The organism is Kitasatospora sp. NPDC088160 (assembly GCF_044741445.1).
GTDB lineage: Bacteria > Actinomycetota > Actinomycetes > Streptomycetales > Streptomycetaceae > Kitasatospora.
Genome location: NZ_JBIUSS010000021.1, coordinates 84,876 through 103,080, shown reverse-complemented (window position 1 = coordinate 103,080; position 18,205 = coordinate 84,876). Strand labels below are relative to the sequence as shown.

Sequence of the window (18,205 nt, the reverse complement as noted above, 5' to 3'; positions counted from 1 at the left end):
TGATGTACACCCAGCCGGACACCATGGACCGCTGTACGAGGAACGAATCCCTGTGTTGGCGCCGGCCTGGCCTGCAGTGCTATCTGTTGACCTGTCGACTTCCCAAGCTGAGAGCAGGCTATAGCTACATGGCCCAGGGGGATCCGTCGTCGTACTTGACCGGGATCCGATTCTCATCCGCGTCGATTTCGTCAAACTGCGGCTTGTCATGCCGCTGGCCGTTAATGTCGCCGGTCACCCAGGCGATGCACTCGGGGCGCGCCCCCGTGTCCGAACGGCAGAATTCCCCGATGGCGGCTCTGAGCTGGGCGAGTGGAATTGCGCTTGCTGGGTCGTGAAACCTTGGATATTCCGGGTCGGACACCAGGCTGGAGTCGATGTGAGACGGCGTGGGGTTGTCGGAGATCCAGGCATCGTCGTAGATTCCGCCCCGCCGAGGAGGGCGGCCGTCGGTGAACCAGATTGCGGCGCCAAACCCAGTCGTCTCGTTGGCGGCGACGCGCAGGTTGGCGCTGGGATACTCGACCTGTGGTCCGATAAACGAGAACCAGGCTTCATGCCGTGCGGCTGACCGTCCGTCCGCTGTCGTGCGCGGAGTGATGAAACGGATGGCTTCGGCGATCAGGTAATCGATCTCTTGCCAGCTGGTTGGGTGCCGAAGCTCAGAGCCGTACGAAACTTTGAGAATCATTATGGTGTGGCTCTCTTTCCTTGGATTGGAGGAGTCGCGTCAAGTATCTTCTTCTCGGCATTCCACCACCGGATCACCATTGTCTGGTCCGTGCGCAGAGTCGCTGCCGCCGAGGAGGCGCAGGAGTATGTGTTGTTGATCAAGCAGACCCCTTCCTCCTTCGGCGTGGGGCACCCGTCTCGTGGTGCTGCTGGCGCTGGTCCGGCTCGGCAGGTTCGGACGGGCTCCACCGAGCTGCGGCCGGGCGGGCGATCAGCTGCGCAGGTGGAGGTGTTCGGCGATGCAGGCCCTGCGGGGTCTGCACGAGGAGTCCCTGTCCGGCTTCGGGGTAGACCAGCCCGTCCCGGTCGAGGAGGAGAGGCAGCAGCCGGGAGCGCCGAAGGTGGGGTGGAAGCGGCGCTGCCTCGGCTGCGGGTTCGTGGTCTCGGGGCCTTCCGACACCCTGGGTGTCCGGCCCTGCGCGCACCCCACCCCGGCCATCGAGCTGGCCGTGCTGGAACTGCTCGCGGCCACCGGCTGGGTCGCCGCCGGGGAGTGGGACGGCTCGCTCGCCCAGCGGCGCAAGCTCCGCTGCCACGACTGCGGACGGGAGGCCCAGCGCGTCGTGAGCACCAAGTTGCTCGCGGCGTGCGACCGACACGCCCTGGCGCCGGCGCCGCTGGCCGCCCCACGGCCCGGTGGCTGCTGCCCGAGACCTCGTGCAGGACCCCCAGGACCGGATCTCCCCGCTGACCCCGGCCGACCTCGACAGGATCACCCAGGCCCGCGACACCGGCATCACGCTCATCGAGCTCGGTGAGCACTGGGTGGAGGTGCGGCTGCACCCGGCCCACCACTCCGAGAGGATCGGGGCGACGCTGATTCGACCTCGGTGCGTGGCTGCGCGGCTCCGAAACGGACCAGTACATCCCCCCGTGGGTGGAAGAAGTGACCACCGACCGCCTCGTCACTGCGCTGCGGGTCTGCCGCCTCACCCCCGCGCAGACCGCGGCCTGGAGAACGGCACTGGTCGCCGCACGGAGCGCCTGGCACCCCCCGCTGCAGCCCCCGTTCGTCTACGCGAACGAGCCGATCCTGCGTCCCCCCACGCCCCCGTTGAGGTGAACACCGAGGGTGGCACCGACCCGGTGGGCTATGGTCTGTACAGCTCCACCCCACCCCGCGATCGCGGGGCCTGCTGTTCACATGCTCCGGGCAGACAATCCACGCTGACGCGAGGTCAGTCCCTGCCCTTGTCCCCGCGAGCGCGGGGTTGATCCCCTCACCCGGGACACCACGCCGGCACAGCCCGGTCGCTCCCCGCGTTCGCGGGGTTTCCTCCGCTCCCCCGCTCCGGCGGAGTCGAGCCGTGCCCTCTCCCTGCTCATCAGGGCTGGGCGCCCGCCCTCGGCGGGCGCCACCGGTTGCAGCACACCACCCGAGAGGACCCCTCACCATGACCGACCAGACCGAACCGGCGACCGCCGGACCGACGGCCGCCGAGCTGACCGCCGAGGCGGTCGCCAGCCGCTACCCGGGCCTGTACCAGAGCGAGCCGCGCAGCGAGCGCGTCGGCGCCATCGAGCCCCTGCACCAGGTCCGGCTCGACATCAAGGGAACCGGCCGGTGGCGGTGCGCCGGGCTGGAGGTCCATGTCTCGGTCAGCCAGCCCGGCCACCAGAACCGGGAGGAGGACGAGCGGGAGGTCCTCGCCCGGGCGACCGTGCTGGTCACCGACTACATCGACACCGGCCGGTACGGCGAGGTGAAGGTGGCGATGACCAACCCCCGCCCGGAGGCCGGGTTCCCCGTCGCGTACGTCGCCGCCGATGCCGACCGCACCTCGCCCGCCTTCGCCAGCGCGGTGCTCGGGGCCGTGGCGAGCGCCCTGGATTACGCCCGGGCCACGGCCGCCGCCGCCGGAGCCGCGGTCACCGTGCTGGACCAGCAGGAGGAGTGGGAGCGGGAGAGGCCCGAGGACGTGCCACGGCACAAGTGGTTGCGAGAGAAGGAGAAGGCCGCCCGCGCCGCCGCCCGGCCCCCGGCCGCCGGCTGACGAACCGCCCACCCTGCCGCCCGACAACCGAGCGGCCGGTCCTCTTTCCCCGCCGTCGCGGGGACGCGCCGCCCCGGCGCCCGACCGACCACCCTTCTTGGAGCAGCGCATGCCGACCGACCACCCCCTCTCCGCCCGCTGGAGCAGCGGCACGTCCCCGGCTCCCGTCCCGCCCGGGCCGACACCGACGTGGCGGGTCACCGAGACTCGTCCGGACGGGGAGTACGGGCGGGCCTGCACCGAGTGGTGGGAGACCGGTGACGCCGGCCGGTTCAGGGCCGCGTACGCGTCGTCGGCGACAGCCGCGGCAACGACTTCGGCGACAGCCCGGTAGCCGCCCTTCACGGTCAGGCCGTGGCTGGGGAGGGAGCGTCTGTGGTTCGGCCGATGATGCCGATGAGGTTGCGGACCTCGGGTTCGTTCCGCCAGGGGGCGAGGGCGTTGGCGACGTCGGCCAGGTAGGAGGCCGTCCGGATCGAGGTGACGTTGGCGAGGATGCCGACGGCTCGGTGGCCGGCGAGTAGGCCGCGGTCGAGGTCGCGGGCCTGGAGGTGGCTGGTGGCGACGACGGCGCTTTGGATGCCGGCGGCGCGGGCGAACCGGTCGCTCGACATGGCGGTGGCCCGCTGGTTCCAGAGCAGGGACCGCTCGGGTTGGCGGAGGTCGCGGAGGATTTCGGCGGCGTCGGCCGCGAGCCTGGCTTCGGTGAAGTAGTCGAGGTAGCCCGGGTCGTCGGTTCCCGGGTGGACCTGGTGGAGCAGCTGCTCGGAGCGGTCGAGCGCGGCGACGGCCGCGGCGGTGTCGCCGAGGCGCCCGAGTGCCCGGGCTTCAGCGAGCTTGGCGAAGGCGAGGACGCGGGGCGCGGCGTGGCCCTTGGCCCGCTCGTAGGCGCCCAGTGCCATGTCGGCTGCTTCGTCGGGGTGGCCCTGCAGCATGCTCTGGAGCGCCATGGTGCTCAGGACGTAGGCGCCCATCTCGATGTTGCCGCCTGCCTTGGACAGGCGTAGGGCCTGGATGAAGTGCTGCTGGGCGACGGCGTGCCGGCCGTTGTCGAACGCGGACCAGGCGACGACGCGGGCAAGCAGGAGGCGAGGGTGTAGCCGGGGGCGTAGGCGCGCACGCGGGCGGCGGCGGCGCGGACGGCGGCCTGGACGGGCTCGGGGCGGGCGTCGTGGGCCAGGACGGTGGCCAAGACACGAAAGGGCGGCTCGGGGTTGGCGGGGCTGAGGTTCAGCAGCGCCTTGACCCGGGCCTCGGGCACGCCGGCGAGCTCACGGACGGCGTCCTGCGTGGTGGCGATGTACTCGTCGATGTTGAGGCGGGTCGCGCGCCCGGTGCTGGCGAAAGCGCCGGTGGCCACGATCTCCACGTAGGAGGGCGTGCAGGTCGCGGCGATGGCATGCAGGACGGGGATCGCACTCTGCCCGCCGCAGCTGATCATGTTGAAGTGCCGGGACGACTGCACGGCTGCGTCCCCGTTGACGGCGGGCACCACCCGGGTGCCGGTGCGACTGGGGGTCAGGTCCACCAGCACCGTGCTGGTGGCCACCAGGGCCTGCCAGTGGGCGGTGTGCACTGCGGCGCTGGAGGCGTCGAAGACCACGTCGAAGCGCTCCCCGGCGTCGACGAACGCGGCGATCCCGCCTGCCATCGTGGGCAGTCCGAGCTCCTTCGCGCGGCAAAGCCCCGGCGAGGTCCGGTCGCGGCCGACCATCAACGCGCACTCCAGCCGGCCGGAGTTGCCGATGCGCTCGGCCAGGTCCATTCCGATCTTGCCGGTTCCGAGCAGGCGCCGATACCAGCCGGTGCCCCGCCACTGGTGCTGGGTGATCAAGGAAATGGCGAAGAACCCGACGCCCTGGAGCCACCCCGCGATGCTGCTCGTGCTGGAGGGCACCACCCCGCACGCAGTCCGGGCAGAGCTCAACCTTCGCAGTGGCAAAGCCGGCCAGTACGTGAGTTCACTGCCCCTGACGCCGGTAGGGCCGGGTGACTACTCGGACCGAGGCTTCACCGCGCTCTTCCTTGGCGGGTGGATCGGCGAGCTGGAGAAGGATCTGGCCGCCGCGATTGTGCGCTACGAGCGCGGTACGTGACGTACCACGCTCGATCCACCGGACGAAATGGCTGAGGGCCCCCGGCATTCCGGTGGCCCTCAGCGTTCGCGCCCAGTAGCTGGGCTGCTGGAAGCGTCTCCTCACAGGGCGAGGGCGTGCCGGTAGGCGGTCCGCAGCCTGCCGCGGAGGGTGGCGTCGGTGATGGTCTGCAGGGCGGTCTCGTGGTCGTCGGCGACGATGCGGAGCTGGGTGCGCTGGCGGTCGAGGTAGGCGGTGAGGAAGGTGTGGGTCTCACCGCTGGTGGTGGGCAGGACGGCGGCGGTGTAGAGGGCGACCAGGGAGAACGACCAGCAGCCGTGGAGGAACGCGTAGGCGGGTCGGTGGGTCTTCTTCCAGGGTGAGTAGAAAGTCTGGGTGTTGTCGATCTCGCAGGCGGTGGCGGTGAGGGCGTCGTTGAGCCAGTTGTGGCCGGCCTCGTGGACGAGGTCGCGGGCGACCATGACGGGGTTGTCCGGGACGTAGTCGAGGAAGACGGTGCCGGGCATGCGGCTGATGGTCCAGGAGCGTAGGGGGCTGCCCAGCGGCTTGCCGGTGAGCAGACACACGATGGGGGCGTGGGCGTCGACGAGTTCGCCGAAGCCGTGTTCGGCGGCGAGGCCGGCCGACTTCAGGGTGAGTTTCTGTAGGTGCTCGGGGGCGGCCTGGGTGGCGGGGCCGAGCACGTAGTACGGGGTGTCGGAGATGGGTGAGGTGATTAGGTTCGCCTCGTCGGGGGCGACGGTGAGCGGACCGGCCGGGGCGAGGTCGGCGGTGCCGGCGTCGGGGTGCTCGGTGTACCAGGCGAAGGTGTCGGGGTTGTCGGTGCGGGCGGCGTGTTCGGCGCCTTCGAGGACGTGGTGCGCGAGCGCGTAGGCCGCGGCGGTGGGCTTGGGCGCGATGAGGGTGCGGCCGGCGCCGCGTTGGAGGGCGTGGTGGATGCGCTGGGTCTTGGCCAGGTGGTGGGCGTGGATCGCGGGCATGCGGAAGACGGTGCTGAGGTCCATCGCAGTCTCCTTGGCGGGGAAGGGGTGGGGCCAGGGCTTGCGGCCCTGGCCCCGGCTGGGTTCAGCGCGTCGGATCAGGCGTGGACGGTCGGCTCGGTCGGCCAGTCGTCGGCGCCCTCCCGGGAGGAGTGCATGGTGAAGCGGACGGACCCGTCGTCGTCGCGGAGCTCCTCGACGGCGTCGAGGAAGTCCTTGGCCCAGGTGTCGTTCTTCATCGCCGGTTCCTTCTCTGCTCGGGCTTCTCGGGGTTGGGCTGGGGCCGTACGGGCTGGTCGGGGGTGCGCGCCCCCGTGGTGTGGGGCTCACGCGACGGCCTGCGGGAGCGCGGCCGGCTGGGTGCCGGGCGGGAGGGGGCAGGCGCAGGGGCGCTGGTCGGCGGGGGCTTCGGTGTCGAGGGCGGCCAGGAGCTGGTCGGTGGCGTCGTCCAGCGCGGCGAAGTAGGCGGCGCCGGGCGTTTCGGAGGTGGGCAGGAGCCGCAGGTCGAGGACCGGGTGGGTGCGGCCTGTGGTCTCGCAGGTCAGGTTGTTGCGGGCGACCAGGAGGCGTACGGCGGGCGGCATGGCGTGCGCGCATCGGGTGGCGGCCCGGCACAGGGCGGCGGCGGTGGCGGCGTACTCGGCGCCGTCGCGTGGGAGGAGGCCGACCTCGCATGTCTGGCTCTTTCGGGCGCCGTCGTTGTAGTGGTGGCCTTCACAGCTGTCGTAGGTGACGAGGTGCCAGCGGCCGGTGAGGTGGTCGACGAGCGGTTTGATGCCGGGCTCGATCGCGTCGTTCCACTGCGGGTGGGCGGGGTCGAGGTCGTCGGCGCTCTGGGCGGTGGGGCCGGGCAGGCCGGTGGTGTTGATGTTGCCGAAGGCGCTGGTGACCAGTTGGGCGGGGTGGCGGGCGGCTTGGGGGTTGTCCCAGGTGGCGAGGAAGGTTTGGACGTCGCGCATCCGGTTGACGGGGGTGGGGCGCCAGCGGGCGGTCCGGCACCAGGCGCCGTCCGGGTGGGCGGGGTCGGCGAGGAGGGCTGCGGTTCCGTCGATCAGGCGTATGCGGTGGTCGCAGTAGGCGTCGTGGTGGCCGGCGAGGTTCATGCGCCAGCGGGTGGCGATGCAGCCGCCGCCGCAGGTGCCGCGGTAGTCGCAGGTCACGCAGGCGGTCATGAGGCCCTTGCCCTGGCGAAGGAGGTTGGAGCCGCGCTGGGCGGTGGTGATGTCGGCCGGGCTGGTGGTGGGCGTCAGGTGGGTGAGTTGGGCCTGGGGCCAGGGGAGTTCGTCGCAGCTGCCCAGGCGGCCGCCCGGGTAGAGGGTGAAGACGTGGTCGCACTTCATGTCGGAGAAGTGGCAGAACGATGTTGCCAGGCCCCGCAGTCGGCGGATGGTGGGGACGGCCGGGGAGAGCCTGAGGCGGCGGAACAGGCCGGTGGTGATCCAGTGCTGGGTGAGGCCGAGCACGAAGTCGGTGTACTGGTCGGGTGTGATCGCCCAGGCCGGGCCGCCGGGCCGGTCGAGGGCCGCCTGCTGCAGGGTCCGGCTGGGCGGGCGGCGGCTGCCGGTGTGCGTGGTGGGCCGGGTGACGGTGGTGTCGAAGCACGGCACGACGCTGACCGAGGTGACGGCGGTGAACGCGGCCAGGTGGTCGAGGGTTTCGGCGGGCCGGCCGAGGAGCGCGGGGGTGACGGTGGTGATGATGCCGCAGGTCCGGCCGCGTTCGGCCAGCAGTTCCAGGGCCTTGACCACGAGCGGGTAGGTGGCCTCGCCGTCGTAGCCGACACGCCACCTGTTGCCTTCCAGGTCGCCGTCCAGGGAGATCCCCAGCTCCAGGCCGGGGTAGTGGGCGTCGAACAGGTCGAGCCACTCGGCGTCGAGCTGGACGCCGTTGGTCTGCAGGGACAGGCGCTTGACCTGCGGTATGCCGGCGAGGGTCCGCAGCAGCTGGGCGATGTGCTCCTTTCCGACGGTCAGGGGTTCGCCGCCGTGCAGTTCGATGGCGAGCGGGCGGCCCGGGAAGAGGTTCGGCAGGAGCTGGACTTGGTCGTCGCTGATCCGCGCGCCGCCGGGGCCTTCCTTGCGCTTCTCGTAGCAGTGCAGGCAGTCGATGTCGCAGGTCTCCCCGCGGACCTTGAGGATGAGCGAGACGGCGTCGACCTCGGACGCGTCCAGCGTCCGGTACAGGTGGCCGATCAGCTCGTTCGGGCTGGTGGGGTGCATCGGGTGCCTCCCAGGAGAGGGGCGGGCTCGGGGCCCGGTCAGGAGTGAAGCGCCTGGTGCCACGCGGCCAGTTGGCCGGGGGTGAGGCGGATGGTGTCGTCGGCGAACTTCAGTCGCCAGCCGTCGCTGTAGCGCTGGGGCAGCCACCCGGCCTCCAGCCAGTCGTCCGGCACGTGGCCGTCCGGGGCGGCGGTTTCGGGCCATACCGCCAGCAGTGCGGCCAGCAGCCGGGCGCGGGCCTGGCGCAGGGCCTGGTGCACAGACGCCGCGGGCGGCGTCGGGGCCCCGGCGAGGACGGGGGTCCACTTGTCACCGAGGAGCGGGTGTCCGGCGGCGGTGTTCTCGGCCTGTTGAACAGCGAGGTGCAGTTGCCCAGTGACCAGATCCACGGCGTCACTCAGTCCGGCCTGGAACAGGCCGTCGAGGTCCTCGACCAGGCTGATCGCGTGCTGGACGCGGTCGGCCAGCGCCCACCGGCGGTAGACGTCCCGCTCAGCCTCGGACAGCACCGGTTGTTCCCCGCCGTGCATGGCGTGGGCGGTCCGAAGCACAGTCAGCGCCGGAAGACGGCGCCTCACGGTGCGGAACAGGTCGACGTCGTCGCCCAGGATGTGGAACTGCCGCAGGTAGCCGCGCAGTTCGTCGGCCTCGGCCACGGCCTGGGCCTCCAGGTCTACGCGGATACCGTCGATGATGCGGGACTGCAGCACCGGCACCGGGCCCTCGGTGAACAGCACCCGCAGATCAACGTCGCTGCGGGCGTGGGCGATCCCGCAGGCCACGGGCCCCGTCATCCACACCGGCGAGTGCGGGTACTCCTCGGCGAGCTGCCCGGCGACCGCGCGGGCCGCCGCACGTCTCTGCTCCACCCACGCGTTCACCGGGCCGCCTCCCCTCTCAGGAGGGCGCTGGCGGTCTGGGTGACCCAGGCGTCCAGGGCAGCCCGGATGTCCGCGCGCTGAGCCCCGATGTGAGGGGTGGCGAGCAGGTTCAATGGGGTGGGGCCGGACTTGAACAGGTGCGCGTCGGCGGCCTCGATCGGATCGACGGCCAGGCCGGTCAGGCCGCCGTCAGCAAGTGCCTCCAGGCACGCGCTGGCGTCGATGGTGGCCAGGCGCCCGGCGACGACGAGCAGGGGCCGGCGCCCCGCCGCCGAACGCAGGAAGCCCGTGCCGAACGCCCCGATGTTCTCTGCGGTGGCGGGCAGCGCGACGATGTGGGCGTCCGCCCAGCCGGGCAGTTCAGCCGCGGGCATCTGCCGCAGGCCGTCGGTGATGCTGGGCCGGGCGGCGAAGGCGACCTCCGCACCGAATCGCTCGGTCACGGCGGCAGCGGCCCGACCGATAGGCCCGGCGCCCCAGACGGCCACACGCATCGACACCACCGGCGTCCCCAGGCAGGCCGTCTTGAGATGACAGCCGAGGGCCAGGCCGTGGGCGCCGAGCGGGATGCGCCGGGCCAGGGCCAACAACGCCACGAGGCACCACTCGGCGACGGCCGGGGCCGATGCCTCGGGGTATCGGTACAGGCCGATCCCCCGCGCGGCCAGGACGGCGGTGTCGATGCCGTCGAGCCCGGAGCCCGCGCGGATGACGTGCCGCAGCTTCGGCATGGCGGCCAGCCGGTCCACATCCAGCCGGATACCGGAGCGGATGACGATCAGCTCCGCGCGGCGCACCGCGCCGCCGAGCTCGTCGAGGCCGGCGACCTCGTAGACGTCGTACCGGCTGAGGCAGCGGACCAGGGCGTTCGGGTCGCCCGCGCCCTTGGCGACGAGGATCGTGGGCGCCCTCATCGCGTCGTCTCCGTCTGGGCGCGGTCCACGAGGACGTCACGGGTGTCCGTGAGCGCGGCGAGGATGGCGGGGGCGACCTGCGGGATCAGGGTCACCGCGGTGAGCTCGGCCAGCGGCAGCCATGCGAAGCCGACCTGGATGGGATCGCGCGGGTCGGAGAACCGGGGTGTGGTGCGGCCGTCGGTGATCTCTGCGAGGAAGTTGTGCTGGGTCTTGTGCAGCGGGCCGAGGTCCTTGCCGAAGTGTCCGGGGACGTACTCCACGACGAACATCTCCCGCACGGTCCGCACGCTCAGCCCGCTCTCCTGGTGGACCTTGCGCACAACCGCCTCGCGCAGCGGCTCGCCCTCGATCGCCTTGCCGCCGGGAAGGTTGTAGTGGAAGCAGCCGCCGTCCGCGCTGTCGTCGTAGGACAGGAGCAGGATCCGGTCCTGGTGGATGATCGCGGCCTTCACCGACACGCTGATGCTGGGCAGGTCGCTCAAGGGTGCCTCCGTACTGGTTGTCGGAGCAGGGGTGTCACAGGCAGGCGCGGGCGTCGGGGTCGCCGACGCGCATCAGGTCCTGGACGTCGGCGAGCTGGCACGCCTCGAAGACGCCCGTGACGCGGAAGCCGGCGGCGGCTCTGTGCATCGCGGCCAGTGCGGCGCGGGTCAGCTGGTTGGCGTAGATCGCCAGGGCGAAGCCGGCCTCCCCGAGGAGGCGGCGGTCCAGGTGCGGGAAGGCGGTGGGGACGGTGACCAGCGGCACGCCGGACCAGCGGCGGCCCACCTCCAGCGCCTGGTTACCGGTGGTGTCCTTGGAGTGCAGGAGCACGGCGTCCGCTCCGGCCGCCTCGTAGGAGGTGGCACGGGCCAGCGCGTCGTCCATGCCGCCGCCGCAGATCAGCGTCTCCGTGCGGGCGATCAATAGCAGGCCCGGGGCGGCGGCCTTGAGTTCCTTGATCTGCTCGCACACCGCCTCCGTCTCCGTCATCGCCTGGGCGCGGTGTTCGGAGAACGAGTTGCACTTGGGGTAGCGACTGTCCTCCAGACAGACGGCCGCCGCCCCGGCCGCCTGGAGGTCGAACCCGAACCGCGCGGCCGACGCCCCGGTACCGGCCGCGTTGTCGACGTCCACGATCACCGGCAGGTCGGTGACGCGGCGAAGCGAGGTGACGACGTCGGCGAGGTCCCGGGAGCAGAGCAGGTTCTCGTCCGCCAGCCCGTAGGCGGCCGACACCTCCAGGCCCGACACCCACAGCGCGCCGAACCCGGCCTCGACGGCGACCCGCGCGGCCATGGCGTTGACCGCGCCGATCGCCTGCACGGGCCGCCGGCAGGCTGCAGCGTCACGCAGCGCGGCCCGCAGGCGGGCGGCCGCGGATATCTCGGACATGGCGGCGCTCACCGGATACTTCCTTCCAGGTCGGGGGTCAGGCCGCGCTCGATCAGCGCGGTCCAGGCGTTCGCGAGCACGTCGGCCCGGGGCTGGTTGGCGTCGATCGTCACGGTCGGCCCGATCTTCGGGAACGAGGTCGGGTCAGCGGTGATCGCCTGGTAGGTGGCGCGCACGGAGGTCTGCACGTGGTCCACGTCCCAGTCGTCGCGCACCGAGTCCCCCGCGCTGCGGGAGGCGGCGCGCCGCATCGTGGTGCCGGTGGCAGCGTCCAGGATGAGGGTCAGGTCCGGCACCAGGTCGATCGCGTCGGCGAGCCCGGCGTAGGTGTCCTGCGGGTCCTGGCCGTGCTTGACCTGGAAGAACGCGAGCTCCGACAGCAGCCACCGGTCCGCGACCACCGGCCGCAGCGGCAGTGAGGGGGCGATCAGGCGCTCGACGGTGGCCTTCTTGTCGGCCCGCAGTGCCCGCAGGTAGCGGTCCCGGTTGGCCTCGGTGGGCGCGTACTTGCCGTCCACCAGGTCCGCGGCCACCTCGGGGGCGAGGAAGTTCGTGGTGAGTACCGACAGCGGCGTCACCCCGTAGAGGCTGTCGAACAGCCTGAACAGGCCCTTGCGCAGCGTGGTCTTGCCGCTGCCGTCCAGGCCCTCGATCACGACGAACGGATACTGGTCCATCCCTACTCCACCTGCCCCGCTCCGGTGCCCGACTGGTACTTGGTGAACTGGCCGCGCCACGGCACCGAGGTGGTCACCAGGTCGGTGAGGCGCATCCCGCCGATCTCGCCGAGCAGCTGCGGCAGCGACGCCTCCAGCACGACGACCTCGGCGACGGCCCGGCAGTACGCGGCGCGCAGAACCGCGCTGTCCTCGCCCCGGGACCGAAGCGCCGCCCGCAGAACGCGCGTCCCTGCGCCGAGGGCGACGGCCCGCACGGCGGACTGAAGCATCGCCAGGGAGGCGGTCCGGCCGCTCTCGTGGTGGATGACGGAGAGCGCCCCCACCCACCAGACACTGGAACGGGTCGCGCCGTGCACGGCCGCTTCAAGGCTGCTGTCCAGATCCTCGGCCAGCATCCGGCCCACCTCGTCCACCGCGAGGGTCAGCGGACCGTCAGCGGTGCGGTCGTGGCCGAGCCGGTACGGCACGTCGATCCACGACGTGAGGCCGGCGGCGCGGATCAGCACGTCGTCGCACGGCACCACGAGGGCTGGCCTCGACACCAGGTCGACGGGGTCCAGCTCGGCGGGCAGCCCGAGCTGTTCGGGCGCGAGCGTCGCGGCCTGGCGCCACTGCTCCTGGTGCAGGTGCACCCGCTGCACGTGCAGTCCGTCGGCGAGCGCCTGCCAGCTGTCCCGGACGCTCGCGGGCCTCAGCGCTCCGGGCGGGCTCATGGCGGTGGTGGATCCTTCCACGCGGTACTCCTTGATGGTCGAACCGAAGCGATGAATCGTAGTCACGCAGTGACGGACAGCAATGGAAGATGCCGTGGCCGGTTACCGGCCGGTTGACGTGGTGTCGGGCGGTCAGGGGACCGGGAGGTCGGCGTGCACGCTCTTGCCCCAGGGGTCGGGGGTGGTCCCCCACCGGCCGCCGGTGAGTTCGTGGACCAGGGCCAGGCCGCGGTGGCACTCCTGGTCCTCGCCGGCCGACAGCAGCACCGGCAGTTCCGGGGAGCCGTCCCGCACGCAGACTCGGACGAATCCCGGGGCTGGGCGCCGGACGGCCACCTGCATGAAGGTCAGGCAGCCGGTCTTGCAGGCGTTGGAGACCAGCTCGGTGACGATCAGCTCGGCCGGGTCGACCAGTGCGTCCAGGCCCCATTCCTTGAGCTTCCCCCGGACGAGCAGGCGTGCGGCCCGCGCCGACTCCGGGCGGTAGCGCAGGGATGCCGTGGCGGGGCGGGAAGGGAGAGCCGGCTCGGCTGGAGCGAGTTCGACGGCCGTCATACCAACCCCCGGTACCGTCTGAGCCGCCGTCCGTCCTCCAGCCGCCGCAGGACCGTCTCGCGGCGCAAGGCGCGCTCGAAGCCCTCGACGAAGACCTCGGTACCGTCCGGCCGTCGCCGCCAGGCGCCCCGAGAGGCACCGACGGGATACACCCGCTTCAGGAGTTCGTCCGGGTCAGCACGCGCCGGCCGCCCCGGCAGGCCCGCCGCGATGTCGGCCGACACCCGGCGGCGAAGCTGGTCGTCAGCAGATCGGCGCACGAAGACCTCCGCAGTCCAATGGTGGAGGTGGCGGCCGTCGGCGTCTCGCGGGCCTCGACTGACCGTTTCTGATGCCCCGTCAATCAGGGCGTGCCACCAAGGTGGCGCGTCTACGCTGAATCTGCAACGGCATCGGCACTGAATCCCCCGACGAAGAGGAAATGGCACATGCCAACGCAAGCGCATGGCCTGGCACCGCGCGCGCGTGACGTGCAACACTGCGCGGATCGATACGGACGGTAGACGCATGCACTCCGGAGGTGAGCACGTGGCAGCACGGCCAAGGCCGACAGCACGGCGGATCGAACTGGGGCACGAGCTTCGGGAACTGCGTCAGCAGGCCGGCATCACGCTGGAAGACGCTGTGAAGGGGCTGGCGTTCAGCTCGACGAAACTCCAGCGTGTGGAGACCGGTTTTCAGGATCTTCGCAACGCCGGGGATCTACGCAAGCTCCTCGCCCGGTACGGCGTCGACGACGAGGATGAGACCGAGCGTCTGGTGGATCTCCAGCGCACCGCTTCGCGCCAGGACTGGTGGACGCCATACACGGTGGCGACGATGGCGCCCTCGATGCCCCGCTTCCTCGGCGTCGAGTCCGCGGCCCAGTCCGTCCGCGCCTACCACCCCACGTGCGTGCTCGGATTGCTGCAGACCGAGCGGTACGCGAAGGCTCTGCACGAGATCGCCAAGCCGATCGAGGAGTCCACGTCGGAGTTCATACAGAAGAGCGTGGCCCTGCGGATGAAGCGCAAGGAGCGGGTGGTGGCCCCCGACGATCCTGTCAAGCTGTGGGCGATCCAGTACGAGCCGGCGCTACGGTACGTGGCTGGGGACGTGGACATCATGCGCGAGCAGTACGAGGAGATCGCCCGGATCGCGACGCTCGACAACGTGACCGTGCAGATCCTTCCGCAGTCGGTTCGCGGCTACCTGTCGCTCTCTGATTTCACGCTCCTGGACCTCGGCGACAAGCTGCCCATGACGGTCCAACTGGACACGGGAGCCGGTATGTCCCTCACGGACAAGTCCCGCGAAGTCGGCCGGTTCACTCGGATGTTCGAGGCGCTGTCCCGCTCGGCCCTCCCCTCCGAGGCGACACCGGAGTTCCTGCAACAACTCACCCGAGAGATCACCTCATGACCCACCACATCACTGCCCCTGAACTCGTAGGCGTGGCCGACTGGTTCAAGTCGTCCTACAGCGGTGGATCCGGCAACAACTGCGTCGAGGTCGCCGACCTGACCGGCACTCGCTTCGAAGCGGTGGCCATCCGCGACTCAAAGGACCCCGCCGGGCCGGCCCTGCTCGTCACACCGGAGGCATTCGCAGGTCTCGTGGCGTTCGCCCGCAGCTCCCGCGCCTGAGTCAGCGAGGTGCCGTCTCCCCCCGCCCAAGCGGGGAGAGACAGCACTTCCCCGCGCGGTGGTCACGAGAACGCCGCCATCGACGACCTGCGGCGGCAACTGGCGTCCGTCGGCGCACCACGCCGCTGGCTGCGCCGCGTCCTGCCGCCCGCCGAACCGACCCCGCCCGGGCCCGTCCTGGCAGAGCGCCTCGCCGCGTGCACCGGCGAGGACCTCCCCGGGACGGCCCGCACGGCTGCCGCGCACCACGTCGCCGCGTTTCCCAGGGTTTCCCACGCCCAGATGCGGTTGGAGCGTGAGATCTCGCTGGGCCTGGACGGCCGGTGGGGCCTCACCCGCCACCCACTCGGCATCCGCGTCGTGCACCCCGCCGACCACTTGGCCGTCGAGGTCGAGGCCCGGACCGCCGTCGCCCAGCAGTGGGCCGCCCTCCTGCCCGCCCCCGATGGTTCCGACGCCGGCGGTCCCGCCCCCGGACTGCGGCACGAACTGCGCCCGTGTCCTCGTCACCGGCGTCCCAACCGACCTGTGGCGGCAAGCCCTTGCCCCGAAGCCCCGCGCGGCCACACCGGGAGCACCGTGGAGCGGTGGGGAGAGTGCCCGCTTCGCGGCCGCACCGCCCACGGGCATCGGCCACTGGACCTGCAGCGGCCTGCCGCGGATGATCCCGGCCACCACCGAGACGGCACCCGCGGCCGCCGTCCGGCTGCGCCTCGATGCCACACCCCAGCACGGGCCCTGGCAGTGGAGACTCGACCTGAGCCACGGCCCCGACCACGACACCCTGCTGGACCTGATCACCGACACGGACCTCGCCCTCGGCACGGAGCTGGTCGAACGGGCCTGTACGTGCACCACTGACGCCAGCGGCTGCATCATGGTGCTCGCCCCGTACGGGCACGCGCTGCTGATCTGTGACCACCGGGTCCGTCAACGGGCACGCTGACAGTCGGCGTTCACGTCTCCGGGGCCGGCGCGAAACCTGCACCGCTGGGGCCCCGGGGACGGGCGCAGCGGATCAGATGGTGTGTCGGCGGGTACGGCGGCGGCGCGGTTCCTTGGGCCGGGCTTCGTCGTAGGCGAGCATCGTCGGGTACGTACGTGGGTTGAACCGCAGCTGCAGCCGACCCGGACGGTCCCGGGGGCCTGCGAGTTCAACGGTGCAGGTCCGCACCTCGCTCGTGCCGCAGGCGCAGTCCAGGCCGACGACGTCCATCGGGAGCCCGACCTTGGGGGCGGTGAGCAGGGCGACGGTTTCCTGGTGGTCGCGCGAGGGCCGGTGGCAGAGGACCTTCATGACCCACTCCTCACCCGGCCGGGCCGGATGGTGCGGGTAACTCCAGGCCTCAGTGTGGGCTGGCGCGTCCGCTGCGGCGAACAGCGGCGTGCGGCGCAGCAGGCCACTGGCCAGCCAGGCCCGGCCCTCGCTGCCGGAGGGGTCCTTCCAGCGAGCGTTGAAGGCGTGTTCGCCGGCCGTGGTGGCACGGGGGTGGGTCGTCCAGAACTGGCGGGTGAGGGAGATGTCGTCGAAGTCCTGCTCCCACAGGGCGAGTGCGGCCTTCCAGGTCGTGGCGGGCAGGTTGGCGAGGACCACTTCGCCGACCCGGCCGGGAATCGTCAGGTGTACCCGGCCGCCGTTCCATGGTGAGATCCGCAGGCCCGCGACGCCGCAGATCTCACCGGTGGGATCCGCGAGGTCGGTCCAGGGCGGCCGCAAGCGCTGGCAGTGGCAGCTGGACCTGAGCGCGGGACCGGACCACGACCGCCTGCTGGACCTGCTCACCGACACCGCGCTCACCCTCGGCATGGAACTGTGGGAGCGCACCTGCACCTGCCACGCCGGCTGCACGATGACCCTCCACGACGGCGGCGGCCGAGTACTCCTCGTCCGCAACCACCGCACCCCTGGCGCGCCGTCCTCCAGCGCAACGGCGTTCCCCTGCAATTCCGCGCTGAACGGCACCCGCCGACCCGAGGGGCCCGCCAGGCGGAGCAGCCGGCCCTGTCAACCTGGTCTTCCAGCTCCCTTGCTTGCTATGTCTGCTCGTCGTCGATCTCCTGGTGGATCTGCCGCTCCAGCCCGCTCTGCCCCGCCACGATCGGCCTCGGCTGGACCGCCACGGGAGTGGGGGTGACAGCCAGGTCGGGGTCATCGAGTGCGGCGTCCGTCGCCCGGTACCACGCCGAGCGAGGGCCTCTCGTCAGAGTTGACGCTGTCGGCACGCTCGGCGGGATCGCTGTCCGTGCTCTCATCGCGCTCTGGCGGCGTGGCAGTCGGGTCGGTCGACCGCTTGGCATCGCCGTCCCGCTCTGTCATCCTGCGGGAACGGCCGGGGAGGGCCGTCGGGTGGTCGGTGCTTCAGGGGGTCCGGTGGGATCGGTCGGTGTGGTGTGCGCGATGGCCGCGCTCCTCGGGGCGGGGCTTCTGCGATGGCGGCCGGCCCGGGGAAGGACCGACGGCCTGACAGCCACGGCAATCGCGGGGGTACGTGGGGGATCGAAGGCCGCACTGGTGGTGGCCGTCGTCGAACTGCACCTCGCGGGGGTGCTCGACACCGACCGGCGAGGCCGCCTGCGGCGGGTGGTGCACACCCACTCCGGGCAGGACGCAACTCCGCTGCACCGGGCAGCGCGGACGGCGTTCGGCCGGGACCTGTCCTGGGCCGACGCCGTGACCACCCCGCCCGTGCGGCGCGCCCGCGAGGAGACCCGCACCGACCTGGTCCACCGCGGCCTGCGCTGCAGCCCGGCCCGGCTGGCCACGTCCAGTGTGCTGGCCACGGCCACGTGCGCCACGGGCACGCTCGCCACCGCGCGGGGCGCCTGGTGGACAGGCCTGCCCATGACCGTACTCCCGCTCATGCTGCTCTGCGCTCCGGCCCGCACCCTCGCCGGACACCGACTGCTTCGCGAGCTGCGCCGCCGGCACCCCCTGAGCGGGGCGGCAGCATCAGGTGACACATCATCGGAACCCGACGGGACAGGACTGCTGACCGCGCTGTACGGACGCCGGGCGCTGCGCCTGCTGCTGCCGGACTTCGCCGCCCAGGCCGCGCTGCTCGGCAGGCGCGGCACCCGGGAGACCGTCGCCCGCACCGGCAGCGATTACGGCCCGTACGAGGGGGCCGGCGACGCCGCGAGCTACAGCGGCGACCTATGACGTCGGGTGACCCCGGCTGCCGCTGCTGGTACAGGCGCCCGTCGGCGGACTGCGGCTCAGCACCGGTGCCGGGCCCTCCTGCCGCGGTCCGAGCCAGAGCGGACCTGTGGCTCACCGGTTCACACCGCTTCGGCAGACGCCCCGCCTGTGGTGGTTCGGGGACGGCGTCCTGGGTTTCGCGGGACCGCGTCGGCCAGGCCCGGGGACGAGGGATCTGCGCAGCACCAGAGCCCCTGCCCCTGGCGCCACCCCGGAGGTCCGAACGCTGTGCCCTGGAAC

21 protein-coding genes are annotated in these 18,205 nt (G+C 71.7%); 7 read left to right on the top strand and 14 right to left on the bottom strand.

Annotated elements, in window-relative coordinates:
• Positions 1-124 precede the first annotated feature (124 nt).
• On the bottom strand, positions 125-691 hold the full coding sequence (locus ACIOGZ_RS29765) for an Imm1 family immunity protein (RefSeq protein WP_400988312.1): 567 nt from the start codon (positions 689-691) through the stop codon (positions 125-127).
• A 927-nt stretch (positions 692-1,618) separates the two neighbouring features.
• On the opposite strand from ACIOGZ_RS29765, the gene ACIOGZ_RS29760 reads away from it, so the two are divergent.
• Together ACIOGZ_RS29760 and ACIOGZ_RS29755 are read left to right on the top strand one after the other, a co-directional pair.
• Positions 1,619-1,795 (top strand): hypothetical protein, encoded by a 177-nt coding sequence (locus ACIOGZ_RS29760; RefSeq protein WP_400988310.1) that lies wholly within the window; start codon positions 1,619-1,621, stop codon positions 1,793-1,795.
• Positions 1,796-2,126: 331 nt separating this feature from the next.
• The gene (locus ACIOGZ_RS29755; protein WP_400988309.1) at positions 2,127-2,726 is read left to right on the top strand and encodes a hypothetical protein; all 600 of its coding nucleotides are present in this window, start codon (positions 2,127-2,129) and stop codon (positions 2,724-2,726) included.
• A 347-nt stretch (positions 2,727-3,073) separates the two neighbouring features.
• On the opposite strand, the gene ACIOGZ_RS29750 is transcribed toward ACIOGZ_RS29755, so the two are convergent.
• Positions 3,074-3,700, bottom strand: coding sequence for a hypothetical protein (locus ACIOGZ_RS29750; protein ID WP_400988307.1), 627 nt, complete (start codon positions 3,698-3,700; stop codon positions 3,074-3,076).
• Positions 3,682-4,560, bottom strand: a complete 879-nt coding sequence (locus ACIOGZ_RS29745) for an acetaldehyde dehydrogenase (acetylating) (RefSeq protein ID WP_400988305.1) — start codon at positions 4,558-4,560, stop codon at positions 3,682-3,684. The genes ACIOGZ_RS29750 and ACIOGZ_RS29745 overlap by 19 nt, the downstream gene beginning before the upstream one ends.
• Here ACIOGZ_RS29745 and ACIOGZ_RS29740 point away from each other — a divergent pair.
• Entirely contained in the window at positions 4,553-4,822 is a 270-nt protein-coding gene (locus ACIOGZ_RS29740; RefSeq protein ID WP_400988304.1) for a hypothetical protein, read from the top strand. The two genes, ACIOGZ_RS29745 and ACIOGZ_RS29740, sit on opposite strands and share 8 nt — an antisense overlap.
• A 101-nt stretch (positions 4,823-4,923) precedes the next feature.
• On the opposite strand, the gene ACIOGZ_RS29735 is transcribed toward ACIOGZ_RS29740, so the two are convergent.
• From ACIOGZ_RS29735 to ACIOGZ_RS29690, 10 genes are all read right to left on the bottom strand, one after another.
• Positions 4,924-5,826 carry an aKG-HExxH-type peptide beta-hydroxylase gene (locus tag ACIOGZ_RS29735; RefSeq protein ID WP_400988303.1) on the bottom strand — a complete coding sequence of 301 codons (903 nt, stop codon included), beginning with the start codon at positions 5,824-5,826 and terminating at the stop codon, positions 4,924-4,926.
• Positions 5,827-5,900: 74 nt separating this feature from the next.
• Positions 5,901-6,041 (bottom strand): hypothetical protein, encoded by a 141-nt coding sequence (locus tag ACIOGZ_RS29730; RefSeq protein WP_153471719.1) that lies wholly within the window; start codon positions 6,039-6,041, stop codon positions 5,901-5,903.
• Between the two features lie 87 nt (positions 6,042-6,128).
• Positions 6,129-8,021 carry a radical SAM protein gene (locus tag ACIOGZ_RS29725; protein ID WP_400988301.1) on the bottom strand — a complete coding sequence of 631 codons (1,893 nt, stop codon included), beginning with the start codon at positions 8,019-8,021 and terminating at the stop codon, positions 6,129-6,131.
• Positions 8,022-8,059: 38 nt separating this feature from the next.
• Positions 8,060-8,890, bottom strand: a complete 831-nt coding sequence (locus ACIOGZ_RS29720; protein ID WP_400988299.1) for a hypothetical protein — start codon at positions 8,888-8,890, stop codon at positions 8,060-8,062.
• Positions 8,891-8,898: 8 nt separating this feature from the next.
• Positions 8,899-9,816, bottom strand: coding sequence for an NAD(P)-dependent oxidoreductase (locus ACIOGZ_RS29715; RefSeq protein WP_400988297.1), 918 nt, complete (start codon positions 9,814-9,816; stop codon positions 8,899-8,901).
• Positions 9,813-10,301 carry an NUDIX domain-containing protein gene (locus ACIOGZ_RS29710; protein WP_400795974.1) on the bottom strand — a complete coding sequence of 163 codons (489 nt, stop codon included), beginning with the start codon at positions 10,299-10,301 and terminating at the stop codon, positions 9,813-9,815. Before ACIOGZ_RS29710 ends, ACIOGZ_RS29715 begins: the two co-directional genes overlap by 4 nt.
• A 34-nt stretch (positions 10,302-10,335) precedes the next feature.
• Positions 10,336-11,205 (bottom strand): isocitrate lyase/phosphoenolpyruvate mutase family protein, encoded by an 870-nt coding sequence (locus tag ACIOGZ_RS29705; protein WP_400988296.1) that lies wholly within the window; start codon positions 11,203-11,205, stop codon positions 10,336-10,338.
• Entirely contained in the window at positions 11,202-11,870 is a 669-nt protein-coding gene (locus ACIOGZ_RS29700; RefSeq protein WP_363631251.1) for a dTMP kinase, read from the bottom strand. Before ACIOGZ_RS29700 ends, ACIOGZ_RS29705 begins: the two co-directional genes overlap by 4 nt.
• A gap of 2 nt (positions 11,871-11,872) precedes the next feature.
• Positions 11,873-12,607, bottom strand: a complete 735-nt coding sequence (locus ACIOGZ_RS29695) for a hypothetical protein (RefSeq protein ID WP_400988294.1) — start codon at positions 12,605-12,607, stop codon at positions 11,873-11,875.
• A gap of 111 nt (positions 12,608-12,718) precedes the next feature.
• On the bottom strand, positions 12,719-13,141 hold the full coding sequence (locus ACIOGZ_RS29690; protein ID WP_400988292.1) for an ATP-binding protein: 423 nt from the start codon (positions 13,139-13,141) through the stop codon (positions 12,719-12,721).
• A gap of 528 nt (positions 13,142-13,669) precedes the next feature.
• Between ACIOGZ_RS29690 and ACIOGZ_RS29685 the strand changes: the two genes are divergently transcribed.
• The 3 genes from ACIOGZ_RS29685 to ACIOGZ_RS29675 all read left to right on the top strand — a co-directional run bounded on the left by ACIOGZ_RS29685 (position 13,670) and on the right by ACIOGZ_RS29675 (position 15,712).
• A complete protein-coding gene (locus ACIOGZ_RS29685) occupies positions 13,670-14,542 on the top strand; it encodes a helix-turn-helix domain-containing protein (protein ID WP_400988290.1) in 873 nt (290 codons plus the stop codon).
• Complete coding sequence (locus ACIOGZ_RS29680; protein WP_400988288.1) at positions 14,539-14,766, top strand: DUF397 domain-containing protein; 228 nt, start codon at positions 14,539-14,541, stop codon at positions 14,764-14,766. Before ACIOGZ_RS29685 ends, ACIOGZ_RS29680 begins: the two co-directional genes overlap by 4 nt.
• 661 nt (positions 14,767-15,427) lie before the next feature.
• Positions 15,428-15,712 carry a hypothetical protein gene (locus ACIOGZ_RS29675; RefSeq protein ID WP_400988286.1) on the top strand — a complete coding sequence of 95 codons (285 nt, stop codon included), beginning with the start codon at positions 15,428-15,430 and terminating at the stop codon, positions 15,710-15,712.
• 72 nt (positions 15,713-15,784) lie between these two features.
• On the opposite strand, the gene ACIOGZ_RS29670 is transcribed toward ACIOGZ_RS29675, so the two are convergent.
• Complete coding sequence (locus tag ACIOGZ_RS29670) at positions 15,785-16,483, bottom strand: hypothetical protein (protein ID WP_400811264.1); 699 nt, start codon at positions 16,481-16,483, stop codon at positions 15,785-15,787.
• Between the two features lie 9 nt (positions 16,484-16,492).
• Here ACIOGZ_RS29670 and ACIOGZ_RS29665 point away from each other — a divergent pair, with 9 nt between their 5' ends.
• The gene (locus ACIOGZ_RS29665; protein WP_400988285.1) at positions 16,493-17,926 is read left to right on the top strand and encodes a TIGR04222 domain-containing membrane protein; all 1,434 of its coding nucleotides are present in this window, start codon (positions 16,493-16,495) and stop codon (positions 17,924-17,926) included.
• Positions 17,927-18,205 lie beyond the last annotated feature (279 nt).